The sequence below is a fragment of the Hyalangium sp. genome, assembly GCF_035629615.1.
Lineage (GTDB): Bacteria > Myxococcota > Myxococcia > Myxococcales > Myxococcaceae > Hyalangium.
The window spans coordinates 1-13,403 of sequence record NZ_DASPHO010000480.1 but is presented as its reverse complement, the minus strand read 5'-3'; the positions used below and the strand labels follow the sequence as shown (position 1 = coordinate 13,403).

At 68.2% G+C, this 13,403-nt stretch carries 12 protein-coding genes; 8 read left to right on the top strand and 4 right to left on the bottom strand.

The features are described from left to right. Nucleotides 1–251 (bottom strand): hypothetical protein (locus VD972_RS24690; protein WP_324990998.1); only part of this gene is annotated, 251 nt, incomplete at its 3' end. A 625-nt stretch (nt 252–876) separates the two neighbouring features. Here VD972_RS24690 and VD972_RS24685 point away from each other — a divergent pair. From VD972_RS24685 to VD972_RS24675, 3 genes are all read left to right on the top strand, one after another. Then, a complete protein-coding gene (locus VD972_RS24685; RefSeq protein WP_324990997.1) occupies nt 877–2,370 on the top strand; it encodes a serine/threonine-protein kinase in 1,494 nt (497 codons plus the stop codon). A gap of 309 nt (nt 2,371–2,679) precedes the next feature. After that, nucleotides 2,680–2,856 (top strand): hypothetical protein, encoded by a 177-nt coding sequence (locus tag VD972_RS24680; protein WP_324990995.1) that lies wholly within the window; start codon nt 2,680–2,682, stop codon nt 2,854–2,856. Then, nucleotides 2,853–3,170 carry a hypothetical protein gene (locus VD972_RS24675; RefSeq protein WP_324990993.1) on the top strand — a complete coding sequence of 106 codons (318 nt, stop codon included), beginning with the start codon at nt 2,853–2,855 and terminating at the stop codon, nt 3,168–3,170. The genes VD972_RS24680 and VD972_RS24675 overlap by 4 nt, the downstream gene beginning before the upstream one ends. Before the next feature lie 115 nt (nt 3,171–3,285). Here the strand turns inward: VD972_RS24675 and VD972_RS24670 are convergent, their stop codons facing one another. Next, on the bottom strand, nt 3,286–4,113 hold the full coding sequence (locus VD972_RS24670) for an Ig-like domain-containing protein (RefSeq protein WP_324990991.1): 828 nt from the start codon (nt 4,111–4,113) through the stop codon (nt 3,286–3,288). Between the two features lie 119 nt (nt 4,114–4,232). Here VD972_RS24670 and VD972_RS24665 point away from each other — a divergent pair, with 119 nt between their 5' ends. The 3 genes from VD972_RS24665 to VD972_RS24655 all read left to right on the top strand — a co-directional run bounded on the left by VD972_RS24665 (nt 4,233) and on the right by VD972_RS24655 (nt 8,576). Next, complete coding sequence (locus tag VD972_RS24665; protein WP_324990989.1) at nt 4,233–5,525, top strand: M14 family metallopeptidase; 1,293 nt, start codon at nt 4,233–4,235, stop codon at nt 5,523–5,525. Between the two features lie 91 nt (nt 5,526–5,616). Next, the gene (locus VD972_RS24660; RefSeq protein ID WP_324990987.1) at nt 5,617–6,855 is read left to right on the top strand and encodes a glycoside hydrolase 5 family protein; all 1,239 of its coding nucleotides are present in this window, start codon (nt 5,617–5,619) and stop codon (nt 6,853–6,855) included. 122 nt (nt 6,856–6,977) lie between these two features. Then, nucleotides 6,978–8,576 (top strand): serine/threonine-protein kinase, encoded by a 1,599-nt coding sequence (locus tag VD972_RS24655; RefSeq protein ID WP_324990985.1) that lies wholly within the window; start codon nt 6,978–6,980, stop codon nt 8,574–8,576. Between the two features lie 26 nt (nt 8,577–8,602). Here the strand turns inward: VD972_RS24655 and VD972_RS24650 are convergent, their stop codons facing one another. Next, nucleotides 8,603–9,511: a LysR family transcriptional regulator gene (locus VD972_RS24650; protein WP_324990983.1), complete on the bottom strand. Its 909-nt coding sequence runs from the start codon at nt 9,509–9,511 to the stop codon at nt 8,603–8,605. 245 nt (nt 9,512–9,756) lie between these two features. On the opposite strand from VD972_RS24650, the gene VD972_RS24645 reads away from it, so the two are divergent. Continuing rightward, the gene (locus VD972_RS24645; protein ID WP_324990981.1) at nt 9,757–10,701 is read left to right on the top strand and encodes a cyclase family protein; all 945 of its coding nucleotides are present in this window, start codon (nt 9,757–9,759) and stop codon (nt 10,699–10,701) included. 9 nt (nt 10,702–10,710) lie between these two features. Here the strand turns inward: VD972_RS24645 and hutH are convergent, their stop codons facing one another. Beyond that, entirely contained in the window at nt 10,711–12,234 is a 1,524-nt protein-coding gene (gene hutH, locus VD972_RS24640; RefSeq protein ID WP_324990980.1) for a histidine ammonia-lyase, read from the bottom strand. A gap of 109 nt (nt 12,235–12,343) precedes the next feature. Here hutH and VD972_RS24635 point away from each other — a divergent pair. Next, the coding region (locus VD972_RS24635; protein WP_324990978.1) for an aspartate kinase at nt 12,344–13,403 on the top strand (1,060 nt) is incomplete at its 3' end.

Genomic DNA, 13,403 nt, shown 5'->3' with positions numbered 1-13,403 from the left:
TCGAGGAGACGTACGTGAGTGGCGACGAGCTCGTAGCGTGGGGCTTGGGCGTTCCCTTCGCCTCCACTGATCTCGAGCTCGGCGAGGTGGGCCTCGGAGCCCAGGCCCCAGGGGTTGTCCATCTTCGGCGTGAACAGCGCGGCGGAGAACGACCTCACCTGACCGTCGAGCGTCTGGACCGCCATATCGGATTGGAACACGAGGCCCGCCGCCGGATCTGGCACCGCGAAGTAGACCAGCCGCGGGCTCACGCTCTTCGCATGGAGCTCATAGGTACGGATCCTCTCCGGTCCAAACGACGAATAGGATCCCGGTTGCACGACGATCGATTCGCCGATCCACTCCAAGCTGCGCCCCCACTTCGACTCGGCAGGGATGAGCAGTCCAACGACTCGTCCCGGGACCGGCGCGGGAGCCGTGGCCCAGTCGGGATATTCGCGAGCCAGCATGGCACTCGCCGACACTTGGGTCTCTTCGAGCGTTGGCGCGATGGGCGGGAGCTTGGGGCTCGTGGCGCAAGCCGTGCTCATTGCGGCAACGACGATCCACGCAGCCGACACTCGCCGGGGCCGCCTCGCTGTTCGTGTCATCCCGCCATGATCTCACAATGGAGACATTTTGGAGACGGCGCCAGGGATCACTATTCCAGATCCAGGGCCCAGGTGCCCTCCTCCCAGCGCTTCAGGGCCTGCTCCACCTTGAATGGAACCAGCCCCTCACCCTTCTTTGCTCGCACATCGGGCAGCACCTACGGCTTGTGGGACACCTGCCAGTCGCCCGGGTCTTGTGCTGAGCGCTACCCAAGGGAGCGGGTGTCAGACGGGCCACCTTTGCGGTAGGGTGTCTCCAACTCCCTGCCTGCTTCGGAGACCCCTCATGAGCGGTGAAGAAGAGACAACCGTCTATGCCCACGTCCCGGTGCCAGGCACCCCCGTGGGCCCCTGGCTCATCCTCGAGCGGCTGGACTCGGGCACCTTCGGCGTGGTGTTCCGGGCCCAGCGGGCCGGGCACCCCGAGGCGCCCCCGGTAGCTCTCAAGCTGGCTCGCAACCCCCAGGATCCGCGCTTCCCACGCGAGGCGGAGCTTTTGCGGCGCTGCGAGCACCCCTGCATTCCCGGGTACGAGGACATGGGCGTGTGGACAGGGCCGAAAGGCTACCGCTACCCCTACGTGGTGATGGTGTGGGTGGAGGGGCTCACCCTCTACGACTGGTTTCGGGAGCAGCCACGCTCCTCGCGGGAGGTGCTCTGTGTGCTGGCGCAGCTTGCCGGAGCCCTGGCCACGGCCCACGCGCGCGGCGCCGTCCACCGGGACGTGAAGGGGGACAACATCCGCGTCACTCCTGCGGGCCGCGCGGTGCTGGTGGACTGGGGAAGCGGCTGGTTCGCCGGCGCCCAGCCGCTCACGGACACCACGGCGCCCCCAGGTACCAGCGCCTACCGGCCCCCGGAGCAGAAGTCCTTCACCTGGCGCTTCAGGAAGGACACCGAGGCTCGCTGGCACTCCCGGCCCTCGGATGACCTATACGCCCTGGGAGTGGTGCTCTACCGCATGGTGACGGGGGTGTACCTGCCGCCGTGCACGGACGGGGGAGAGCCCGTGAAGCGTGAGGTGCTTGCCCCGAGCGCCATGGCCACGGTCAGCTTGGAGCTGGAGGCCCTCACCCTGCGGCTGCTCTCCGAGGACAGGGAAGCCCGGGGCACAGCGGAGCAGCTCGAGCAGGATGTCCAAGGGGTGGTGGAGACGGCCGGGCCCAAGGTGGACAGGCCCATCCTCCCCACTCTCAGCGCCGTGCCCACGGAGGAGGGCGCCTGTTTTTCGGAAGTGAGGAACGCCTCTTCGGATGGGCTGCAGGAGGAAGAGCTGCTCTCCGACACGGAACCGGCGCGCACGCCGCGCAGCAACTCCACGCGGGAGGATCGGCACCGACGCCCCTCCTTCCACGCCTGGCTCGCCCTGGCCAGCGCGGGACTCGTGAGCGGTCTGGTCGTGGCATTGGCGGTGCTGCTGGCGCTGCCCTCACGGCAGAAGCCAGAGCCGGACCCCGATCCTGCGTCCTGGCTCGCCACGCCCGAGGAACTGGCCCAGTTCGCCACGGACGGGGGCGTGGCCGAGGAGGCCTTGGCGAGCGTGGAGGTGCCAGGCGCAACAGTGCCCATCTACGCCCTTGGCAGGTCCATGCCGAAGCAACCCTACCCTGGCCAGAGCAAGCCCCCATGCGACCGAGGGCAGCGGGCCATCAATGGCGGCTGCTGGTGGGCACTGGCCACTCTCACGCCCCCCTGTGGGCCCAAGGCATTCGAGTATGAGGATGGGTGCTATGTGCCCTTCTTCGACTCTCCTCGCCAGCCAACCTCTGGGACGCCATGAAGAAGCTCATCGTCAGGTGTTCAAGGTGCCCTTCAGCGAGCCTTCACTCCGCGTGCTTCCAACCGCTGGTGGAGAACACCATGGACTCACGCTAGAAGCCTCAAGGGAGACGGAGCTGCCGATGGCCGCGGACGCCGAGTCCGAGCAGACACCCGCCCCCGTCACGAAGCGCGCCCGGAAGAAAGCGGCCTCCAAGTCCAGGAACTGAGCATGCGCTGTGTTTCCCGTGTACTCAGGGTCCTGCTCTGGGGCCTCATCGCGGCCTGCACAGGCTGCGGTGGCTGTTCGTCCCCCGCGCCCGAGCAGGGTATGGCAACGGATTCACCCCCACGGCAGGACGATGCCGGCCTGAAGGAAGAAGAATTTCCCTTCGGCGTGCTCGCCGACGGCGACAACCCCATTCTCTTCGAGATCGTAGGAACGCCCGACGCGGACAACCGCTACCCGGAGGCAGTCATGGTCGCTGCCCACCCGGCGAGCCGGTGACGCGAGTGGGCTTCGGCTACGACGATTCGCGTGGAGCGGTGGATGGCAGACGCCTGTTGATCCAGAGCAAGGTCCTGAAGGCCTTGGATCCCGCTGGCGGGAGGTTTCTCTTGGAGGAGCCGGATGGAGCCATCTTCCGGGGTGATGATGGCGGCCCCTGCTTCAGGCGGAGGGGGGCGGGGACCGAGCTGGCCGGCATCTCGGTGACAGGGCTGGGCCAGGAATCGGCCATGATCAGCCTGCTTCCCCATGAGCATTGGCTGCGCGAAGAGATCGCGCGCCAAGGACGGATCTGGGACGAGACAGGGAATTGATCGAGCATCTCCAGGCCCTTGCAGCCCAACACCGCCCCCAGAAGCTGAAAAGGCGAAGGGCCCGGAACCTTTGAGGTTTCCCTCTCGATTCCAGGCCCCTCTCGTGGCTTCGAGGTTACTTCTTCTTGATCGTGATCTTCGCGTTGTCGGTCTTGTCGCCGCTCTTCGCGGTGATCGTCACGGCGCCCGGCTTCACGGCCTTCACGTTGCCCGTGGCGTCCACGGTGGCGAGCTTCTCGTTGCTCGAGGTGAAGGTCGGCGTCACACCAGCGATGGCCGCCCCGTCCGCCGCCTTGGTGGCGACCTTCAGCGCGACGCTCTGGCCCACCTTCAGGGTCGTCGGAGCCTCCTCGATGGTGACCGAGGCCACCGCGGGCAGCTTCACCGTCACCTCCACCTGCTGCCGCAGCGCGCCCGACGTCGCCGTCACCGTCGTGGTGCCCACGCCCTTGGCCGTCACCGTGTTGCCGCTCACCTCGACGATGTTGGTGTCCGCGCTCCCGAGCTCCACCGCCGCGCCCTGCACCGGCCGGCCCGCGTCATCCTGCACCTGCGCGTCGACCGTCGCCGTGGTGCCCAGCCCCGTCAGCGTGATGGGGGTGCCCTTCACGACGATGGCCGCGGGAATGCTCACCTCCACCGGCACCTTGGCGCTCTTCTCGCTTCCCTTGATCTCAACCGAGGCCGAGCCGCTCTTCACCGCGACCACCGTGCCGTTCCCGTCCACCGTCACTACCTGCGGATCGCTCGAGGAGAACTCGAACTTCACGCCCTCCACCGGCTGGCCATCCGCCGTCACGGCCGTGGCCTTCAGCGCCTCCTTCTTCCCCGCCTCGGTGAACGCCACCGTCTTCGGCTCCACCTCGATCCGCTCCACCTTCTTACAGGCGGACACCAGCGTGATCAGCGCCACGGCCACTACCGGACTCATCAGCCTCTTCATGGATGTGTTCCTCCTGAAACTTGCAGTCCCAATGAAAGGGCCAGAGGCCCGTTAGCCCATAGCAAATCTGACAGGCTGGTGCCTACCTTCCTGTGCAGAGACCTGCGCCCTCCCGGTTCATGACTGAGATCACCGCCCCCACCACGCTCTCCACGCTCTGGGACGAAGTCCGCCTCCAGGAGCGTCCGCCGCTCCCTCTCGTCCGCCACGCCCAGGTGGTCGCCTGGCTGCAGCGGCTCCAGCAGACCGCGCCGGACCTCTTTCGCGTCGAGGAGGTGGGGCGCTCGGTGGAAGAGCGCGCGATCCACCATGTGGAGGTCGGCCAGGGGCCTCGGCACGTGCTCTTCTGGTCCCAGATGCATGGCGACGAGCCCACCGCGACCACCGCGCTGTTCGAGCTCTTCGAGTACCTCCGGCGCTACCGTCAGGAGGCCCGGGTGGAGCAGGTGCTCGCCGCGCTCACCCTACACGTCGTGCCCCTGCTCAACCCGGATGGCGCCGAGCGCTTCCAGCGCTTCAACGCGCAGGGCATCGACATCAACCGGGACGCGCTGATGCTCCAGACCCCCGAGGGGCGGACGCTCAAGGCTCTGCGCGATCGGCTCCAGCCTTCGCTCGGCTTCAACCTCCACAACCAGGACTGGCGCACGGCGGTGGGGAGAACGGGCAAGCCCGCATCGATCTCGCTGCTCGCGCCGGCCTTCGACGAGGCGCGGAGCGACAACCCTGGGCGGCTGCTCTGCAAGAAGGTCTGCGCCGTCATCCGGGATGCCCTCGATCCGCTCGTCCCCGGACAGCTCGGGCGCTACAGCGACGCCTTCGAGCCCCGCGCCTTTGGCGACAACATGGGGCTCTGGGGCACGCCCTCCGTGCTGATCGAGACCGGGCCCTGGCCCGGGCGTCAGACAGAGGCTCCCCTGCTGCGGCTGAACTTCGTGGCCCTGGTGTCCGCCCTCGAGGCGCTCTCGAACGGCCGCGCGGAGCTGGCGAGCCTGGAGCGCTACGACTCGATCCCGCTCAACGACTCGAAGGGGCTGCTGCACGTGATCGTGAAGGGCGCCCACGTCTTCGGCGAGGCGGGAGAGGCCTTCGTCGCTGACATTGGAGTGGCCGCCAGCCCCGTGGTGCGTGCAAGGGAGGGGATACTGCGGGCCCGGGTCGTGGGGATGATCGCAGAGCTGGGTGATCTGCGGGTCTTCGGGGCGATCGAGACGGTGGACGCCCAAGGGCTCACGGCCGTGCCGCTTCCGCCCGGCGACGTGAAGGAGGGGGACATCGTGCCGCTGCCTGCCCGGCGCGAGTGCGAGGTGGGCGTGGGGCAGCTCGCGAAGTTGATGCTGCTCCGGCCTGAGGAGCCACCCGGCGCCTGGCGCGTGGAGCGCATCCTCCGCGTCGATTACGCATCCTCCTGATCCGGGTTCAGCGGGCCTGGGGCAGGGTGGCTGCGAGGGGGCGGGGAGAGCGGTAAGCTGCCGATCGCTGGGAGGAGTGTCCTTGGAACGCGTGACCCGTCGGACCCAGTGGATCGTGTTCCTCGTGCTGCTGGCGGCGTGTGGGGACGGGGACCTTGAGCAGCTCGAGCAGGAGGCCGCGGACTGCCCAGAGCTTCCTCCCGTGCGGCTGGGTGCTGCGCCGTCCACGGCGGTGCTGCTCAACGCGTACTACCTGCAGGACGAGGCCGCCCGGGACGTCCGGGGCGGACAGGCGGAGTCTCCGGTGTTGGAGGAGACGCTCGCCAAGGCCGCCGCGCTCGGCGCCTGGGGCGTGCGCATTCATGGCTTCAATGACGGGCCGGACAAGCAGGGGGTGTCCACCATCCAGCTGGCGCCGGGGGTGTATGACGAGACCAGCCTCCGAGGACTGGACCGGGTCCTCACCCGGGCGGCCCACCACGGTGTGCGGCTCATCGTGACGCTCGGCAACTCCTGGGATGCGTATGGCGGCGCGCGTCAATACGTGGCCTGGGCCGGGCTGCCCGAGCCGCAAGAGGGAGATCCGCGCTTCTTCACCCACCGCGAGGTGATAGGGCTCTACAAGCAGCACCTCGTCACTTTGCTGTCCCGCGTCAACGCGTGGGACGGGATTCGCTATGGCGAGCACCCGGCCGTGCTGGGCTGGGAGCTGCTGAACGAGCCGCGTGGGGCCGGGCTGGACAGGGAAGGGGAGGCGATGCGGGCGTGGGTGGATGAGCTCGCCGCGGTGGTGAAGGCGCAGGCCCCCGGGCACCTGGTCGGCACGGGCGAGGAAGGCTTCGACGTCTCCCGAGAGGGCTATGACGAGGCGTTCTGGAGCGGCGTGCCTCCCGCGTCCCTCTTCGAGGCGTCCACGAGCTTCCGGCGGAACACGGCCTCGCCGCTCATCGACTTCGGCAGCGCGCACTTCTACCCGGAGCGCTGGGGCATCCCCAGCGAGGCCACCGCCCGGAGTGGAGCTCGCTGGATCTCCGAGCACGCCGCGCTCGCGAGCCAGCTCGGCAAGCCGCTCTTCCTCGGAGAGTTCGGCCTGCGCAACGAGGGGCACTTCCCGCTCGACGAGCGGCGTGCCCTGTACCGGGGGTGGCTCCGCTGCGCGTGGCGCGCGGGGGTGGGAGGCATTGCCCCGTGGATGTTCGCCCCGGACTCCCGTCCGGAGGCGTGGGATGACTTCACGTTCTACTTCCGCGATGGCACCGCGCCGGAGGATCCGAGCAATCGCTATGCCGATCTCCTCATCGAAGCCGCGGGGCGCGCTGGCACGCGGTAGACGTCGGACGAGAGCTACCCTCCAGGGTCATGGATGGGATCGTGACCTGACAGGGCGGCACCATTCTGCTGTTACTAGAAGGCAGTCTGTTTTTGACGAGGAGTGCTAGAACTCGCGCCTGGATGATGCACCTCGGGCCAGATCTCTCTCAGCCCTCGGCCTCGCTCGCAGGCGCGCTCCCATCGGAGGAGGAGCGGGCGTTCCTGCAGCAGCGGCTGGTGTTTCTCTTCAAGACGTTCTTCGTGCTGGTGGCCGGGTTCTACGTCATCTCCAGCATCGCCGCGCCCCTGCTGATCGGCGAGCCGTGGAGCAAGCTCCTCTTCGCGCCCGGGTACACCTTCCATCTGGTCGCGGTGATCATCGCGTTCAGCCTCTGGCAGGCGTGCCGGGGCGGCTCCCGATCCCTGAGGACCCTGCGCCTGCTGGAGAGCGCGGGGCTGCTGGGAGCGCTCTACCTGCTGAAGGTGGATGCGTGCTTCGACAACGACTCCCACTCGCTCCTGCTGGGCACCAACGCCGTGTTCATCTGCCGCGCGGTGATCGTCCCTACCTCGGTGCGCCGGACATTCTGGATCACAGTAGCCGGCGCGTTTCCGGATGTGCTCTTCCTCGCCCTGATGCGGCTCCAGGCACCCGATGGCTTCCTCCTGCCCGCGCTGGAGGCGCTGCTGTGGAGCGCCATCGCCGTCATCATGGCCTCCCTTGTGACCCGGGTCGTCTACGGCCTGCGTCAACAGGTCAGGGACGCGCGCAAGCTGGGCCAGTACACCTTGCTGGAGCCGCTGGGCGCGGGAGCCATGGGGGATGTGCACCTGGCCAGCCACGCCATGATGCGCCGCCGCACCGCCATCAAGGTGCTGCGCGCCAACGCGGACGGCCATGGCCTGGAGCGCTTCGAGCGCGAGGTGCAGCTCACCAGCCAGCTCACGCACCCCAACACCATCGCCATCTACGACTACGGCCGCACCGCCGAGGGGCTCTTCTATTACGTGATGGAGTACCTGGAGGGCATGGACCTGGAGCGGCTGCTGACGGCCGCGGGGCCTCAGTCGCCCCCGCGCGTCATCCACATCCTCCGCCAGGTGTGCGGAGCGCTGGAGGAGGCGCATGGGCTGGAGCTGCTCCACCGCGACATCAAGCCGGCCAACCTCTTCCTCTGTCGCCGCCGGGGTGTGCCGGACCTGGTGAAGGTGCTGGACTTCGGGCTGGTGAAACAGCTCGGTGTCTCCGAAGAGTCGGGCTCCGGCCGGGCCAACGTGGTGGCCGGCACGCCGCACTACCTGGCGCCCGAGGCGATCATGGAGCCCACGAAGGTGGACGGGCGCGGGGATCTCTACTCCCTGGGCGCCGTGGGCTATGCGCTGCTCACCGGCGGTCATGTCTTCAAGGGCCAGAGCGCCAGCGAGATCTGCGCGCACCACGTGAACACCCCGCCGGAGCCGCCCTCCTCCCGGCTGGGGCGCGAGCTGCCGGATGACCTGTGCGGTGTCATCCTCCGCTGCCTGGAGAAGCGCCCCGAGTCCCGCTTCGCCAATGCCCGTGAGCTGCGGATGGCCCTGGAGCTGTGCGCGGATGCGAGCCGCTGGACGGAGGAGCACGCCGCGCAGTGGTGGGCCCAGAACGGCGAGCAGGTGCAGAAGGCGGTGGTGCGCCCCAACCCGCTGGGCCTCACCGGGACGCAGACGGTGGTGACGAACTCGCTCGGGCGCGTCGCCGCGTAGCCAACTCTGGGTGCCAGCGGCGCGAGCTATCCCTGAGAGGCTCCCAGGCTCCGCCCATAGCGGGCCAGGGCCTCCTTGAGGCGCAGCGCGGCGCGGGTGCGATGGCCATCCGCGCGGTACACGAGGGAGATGGTGTCGGGGAAGAAGGGGAGCGCGGGGTGGAGCCTGCGCAGCCGGCCCTCCTGGCCATAGGCGGCGACGCGCCGAGGGATCACTCCCACGCCCAGGTTGGCCAGGGTGAGGCTCTTGACGAGCTCGAGGTCTCCGCACGACAGCAGGCGGCTGGGGACGACCTTCTGCTTCGCGAGCAGATCCAGGAGCTCCTGGGACTGGAACACGCGGCCCGCGAAAATGAGGGGCTCCGTGCGCAGGCGCTGGAGGGCGCCGGCCAGCTCCGTCACGGGAGGCGCACCCGCCGGGGGCGCTGCGACGAAGAAATCCACGGCGTCTTCGAAGATCGGGACGATGACGAGATCCGGGTGGGGGCGAACGTTGACCACGAGCCCGAAGTTCACGCGCCGGTCGATGACGGCCTCGGTCACGGAGGCGGACGGGCCGTTCCAGAGGGTGAGCTCGATGCGAGGGGCTTCCTGGAGGAACGAGGACATGAAGCCGGGGAGGAAGTAGGCGCCGAGCGACTCATGGCAGCCGATGACGAAGCTGCCTACCTCTTCGGACTCCAGGCCGCGGACGTCCTGCTCGGCGTGCTCGATGAGGGAGAGGAGGTTGGTGGCATGGCGCAGGAGGACATCGCCGGTGCTCGTGAGGCGCACGCCGTTGCGCTCGCGCAGGAACAAGGTGGTGCTCAGGTGCTTCTCGAGATGGCGGATGGCCACGGTGAGCGTGGGCTGGCTGATGCCCAGCTTCCGAGCCGCCTCGGACATGCTCTTGGAGGCGGCGGTGACCTGGAAGTAGCGCAGGTGCGTCAGATCCATGGTTCCTCGTAACCCGAGTCTCCCACTTCACGAAGGAGGAGATCGACGTCCGCGCTGGGTCTATTCTCCGCGGCGGGAGGAAGTCCATGAAGAGAGCAGTGCAATGGATGGCAGTGGCTGGACTGGCAGTGACCGCAGCATGCGCGACGGCATCGGGAGGCGGGCGGGAGTCGCAACAGGCGGTGGTGGAGCGCTCGCGTGCGCAGGTGCCGACGCCGCCATGGCCCGCAGGGGATGAGCGAGGCATGGCCAATACCCAAGGCCAAGGGACCTGGCTGCGCTGCGCCTGGCACCTGAACGATCCGAACGCGAAGGCCTATGAGCTGGCGCAGGTGACCTCGAACACGATGCCGATGTCGCCGTTTGCTCCGCCGCTCAGCTTCCAGTACCGGCCGTCCGCTGCGATGCCGGGCACTCGCCATGTGGTGAACGGAGAGAGCTTCGGCGCAGGGGATCCCGGCAACCAGGGCACGCAGTTCGATGGCCTGGGGCACTTCGGATACCTGCCAGAGCCTTGGAACGGGCAGGGCTCGTCCCCGGTGGATGCCGCCAGGTACTACGGCGGTCTGGAGCAGAAGGACGTCAAGCCCACGCCGGACTCGCCGCTGCTGAAGCTCGGCGTGGACAAGGTGCCGCCGATCATCACCGAGGCGGTGCTGCTGGATGCTCGCAGTTACATGGGAAAGGGACAGGCGCTGCAAGCGGGCCAGCTGATCACCGTGCAGGACATCGAGGGGATGATCCAGGCGCAGGGGCTGGGCTGGCGCGGGCTGCTGCCGGGTGACGTGCTCTACATCTACACGGGCTGGGAGGAGAACTGGGCGGATCCAGACGGGGGGAAGGGGTACTACGTGAAGGGGCCAGGCCTCTCCTACGACGCGGCGAAGTACCTGAGAGAGAAGGCCATCACGCTGCTGGCGCTCGACGCTCCGTTCCTGGACCCGGTGGCGGAGGGGCAGTTCGAGGGCAAGGCCGCGCCGGCAGCGGGGACACCGCCCGGGCTTCTCCTCTCCATTCACCACGAGAACCTGTCGCAGTCGGGCATCCACCACGTGGAGAACGCCCACCTGGCGGAGCTGGCCGCGGACAAGGTGTGGACCTCCTGCACGATGATCCTGCCACTGCGGATCAAAGGAGCGGCGGTCTCACAGGTGCGTCCGGTCGCCATCGGCGCGCCCGCCGCGCAGTAATCCCGAGGGCTACAGGGCCGCGCGCACCGCCTCCAGCAGCTCGCCTGAGTCGATGAGCGCGCTCACCGCCGAGATGTCCTTGTGCAGCTCGCGGTCCTTCTCCATCGTGGGCACCTTGCTGCGGATGAGCTCATAAGCCGCCTGCGGGCCCCTCCCCGCCTTCACCGGCTGCCGGTAGTCCAGCGCCTGCGCCGCCACCAGCAGCTCGATCGCCAGGCACGAGCGGGTGAACTCCGCCACCTGCCGGGCCTTCAGCGCCGCCGTCATCCCCATGGACACGTGATCCTCCCGGCCCGCCGAGGAGGGAATTGAGTCCACCGAGGCTGGGTGGCTGAGCACGCGGGACTCCGCCACCAGCGCCGCGCTCGTCACCTGCGCGATCATGAACCCCGAGTTGAGCCCCGAGTTCTTCGCCAGGAACGCCGGCAGCCCAGACAGCGAGGGGTTCACCAGCTGCTCCACCCGGCGCTCGCTGATCGCCGACAGCTGCGTGAGCGCCATGGCCGCCACATCCAGCGCCAACGACACCGGCTGGCCGTGGAAGTTGCCACCCGAGACAATCCGCTCCGAGTCCACGAACACCAGCGGGTTGTCAGTCGCGCTGTTCACCTCCACCTCCAGGATGCGCCGCGCGAACGAGAGCCCCTCCCGCGCCGCCCCGTGCACCTGCGGCATGCAGCGCAGGCTGTAGGGATCCTGCACCTTGCTGCAGTTCACGTGCGTCCCCACCAGATCGCTGCCCGCCAGAAGCCGCCGCAGGTGCGCCGCGCACGCCTTCTGCCCCGGATGGGCTCGCACCTCGTGGATCTCCGGGATGAAGGGCTTGTGGCTGCCCAGCAGCCCCTCCAGTGTCATCGCCCCCGCCACGTCGGCCAGATCCGCCAGCAGCTCGGCGCGCAGCTGGAGCAGGGTGCCCACCGCGCACATGGCCTGCGTGCCGTTCACCAGCGCAAGGCCCTCCTTGGCCTCCAGCACCACCGGCTGCAGGCCCGCCCGCTCCAGCGCCTGCCGCGCCGGCAACCGCTGCCCCTCGTAGAACGCCTCGCCCTCGCCGATGAACACCAGCGCCAGGTGCGCCAGCGGCGCCAGATCCCCAGAGGCGCCCACGCTGCCCCGCTCGGGCACCACGGGCACCACGCCCCGGTTCAGCATCTCCAGCGCCAGCTGCAGCGTCTCCGGCCGGATCCCCGAGTAGCCCTTCGCCAGCACGTTGCACCGCAGCAGCAGCAGCGCCCGGGCCTCCGGCAGCGGCAGTGGCGAGCCCACCCCCGCCGCATGCGAGAGAATGAGGTTGCGCTGCAGCTCGCGCAGGTCCTTCTTGTCGATCCGCACCTCGGCCAGCGTGCCGAAGCCGGTGTTGATCCCGTAGGAGGGGGCATCCCCGGCGGCCACCTTTTCCACCAGGGCGCGGGAGGCGCGGACCCGGGTGGCGGACTCCGGAGTCAGCTCCACCGTGACGGCATGGCGGGCGACCTGGAGGATCTCCTCCAGCTTCAGGGTGTCTCCATCGATGAGCAGGCGAGGTAGGGACATGGGGGCTCCAACGAGAGGCGGCGCACGCAGGGTGTATCACGGCGGCTTTGACAGGCGGTGGATGCGCCCAATAGGGTCCGCCCGTCAAGCAGAGAGGGGCTCAAGCACCTTGGCACTCATCGTCCAGAAGTATGGCGGCACCTCGGTCGGAGACACCGAGCGCATCAAGAATGTGGCCCGCCGTTGCATCGCCGCCCAGAAGGCCGGAAATGACATCATCGTGGTGGTCTCGGCCATGTCCGGGGAGACCAACCGGTTGCTCAAGCTGGTCTCGCAGATCACCGAGCGGCCTGACGAGCGCGAGCAGGATGTGGTGGCCGCCACGGGCGAGCAAGTGACGATCGGCCTGGTCTCGCTGGCCATCCAGGCACAGAAGCGCAAGGCCATCAGCTTCATGGGCCACCAGGTGCGCATCACCACCGACAGCGCCTTCTCCAAGGCCCGCATCAAGAGCATCGACTCGGAGAAGATCCGCGCCGCCCTGAAGAAGAAGCAGATCGTCGTCGTGGCCGGCTTCCAGGGTGTGGACGAGGCCGGCAATATCACCACGCTGGGCCGCGGAGGCTCGGACACCACGGCGGTGGCCCTGGCCGCGGCGCTCAAGGCGGACGCCTGCGAGATCTACACGGACGTCGACGGCGTCTACACCACCGACCCCAACGTGGTCCCCGCGGCGCGCAAGCTGGATCGGATCTCCTACGAGGAGATGCTCGAGCTGGCCAGCGTCGGCGCCAAGGTGCTGCAGATCCGCTCGGTCGAGTTCGCGATGAAGTACAAGGTGCCGCTCTGGGTGAAGTCTTCGTTCTCGGACGACCCGGGCACGCTGGTGTGTGAGGAGGACCCTTCGATGGAAGACGTGGTGGTCAGCGGGATTGCCTATGACAAGAACGAGGCGAAGATCGCCATTCGCGGCGTGCCGGACGTGCCCGGCGTGGCGGCGAAGATCTTCGGCGCACTCGACGACAAGAGCATCGTCGTGGACCTCATCGTCCAGAACGTCTCCAAGGACGGCCGCACCGACTTGACCTTCACCGTGGGCAAGGCGGACCTCGTCAAGGCCAAGGACGTGGTGAGGAAGATCGCCAAGGCCATCAAGATCAAGGCCGAGGACGTGGAGACCGATGAGCAGATCTCCAAGGTCTCCATCGTCGGAGTGGGCATGCGCAACC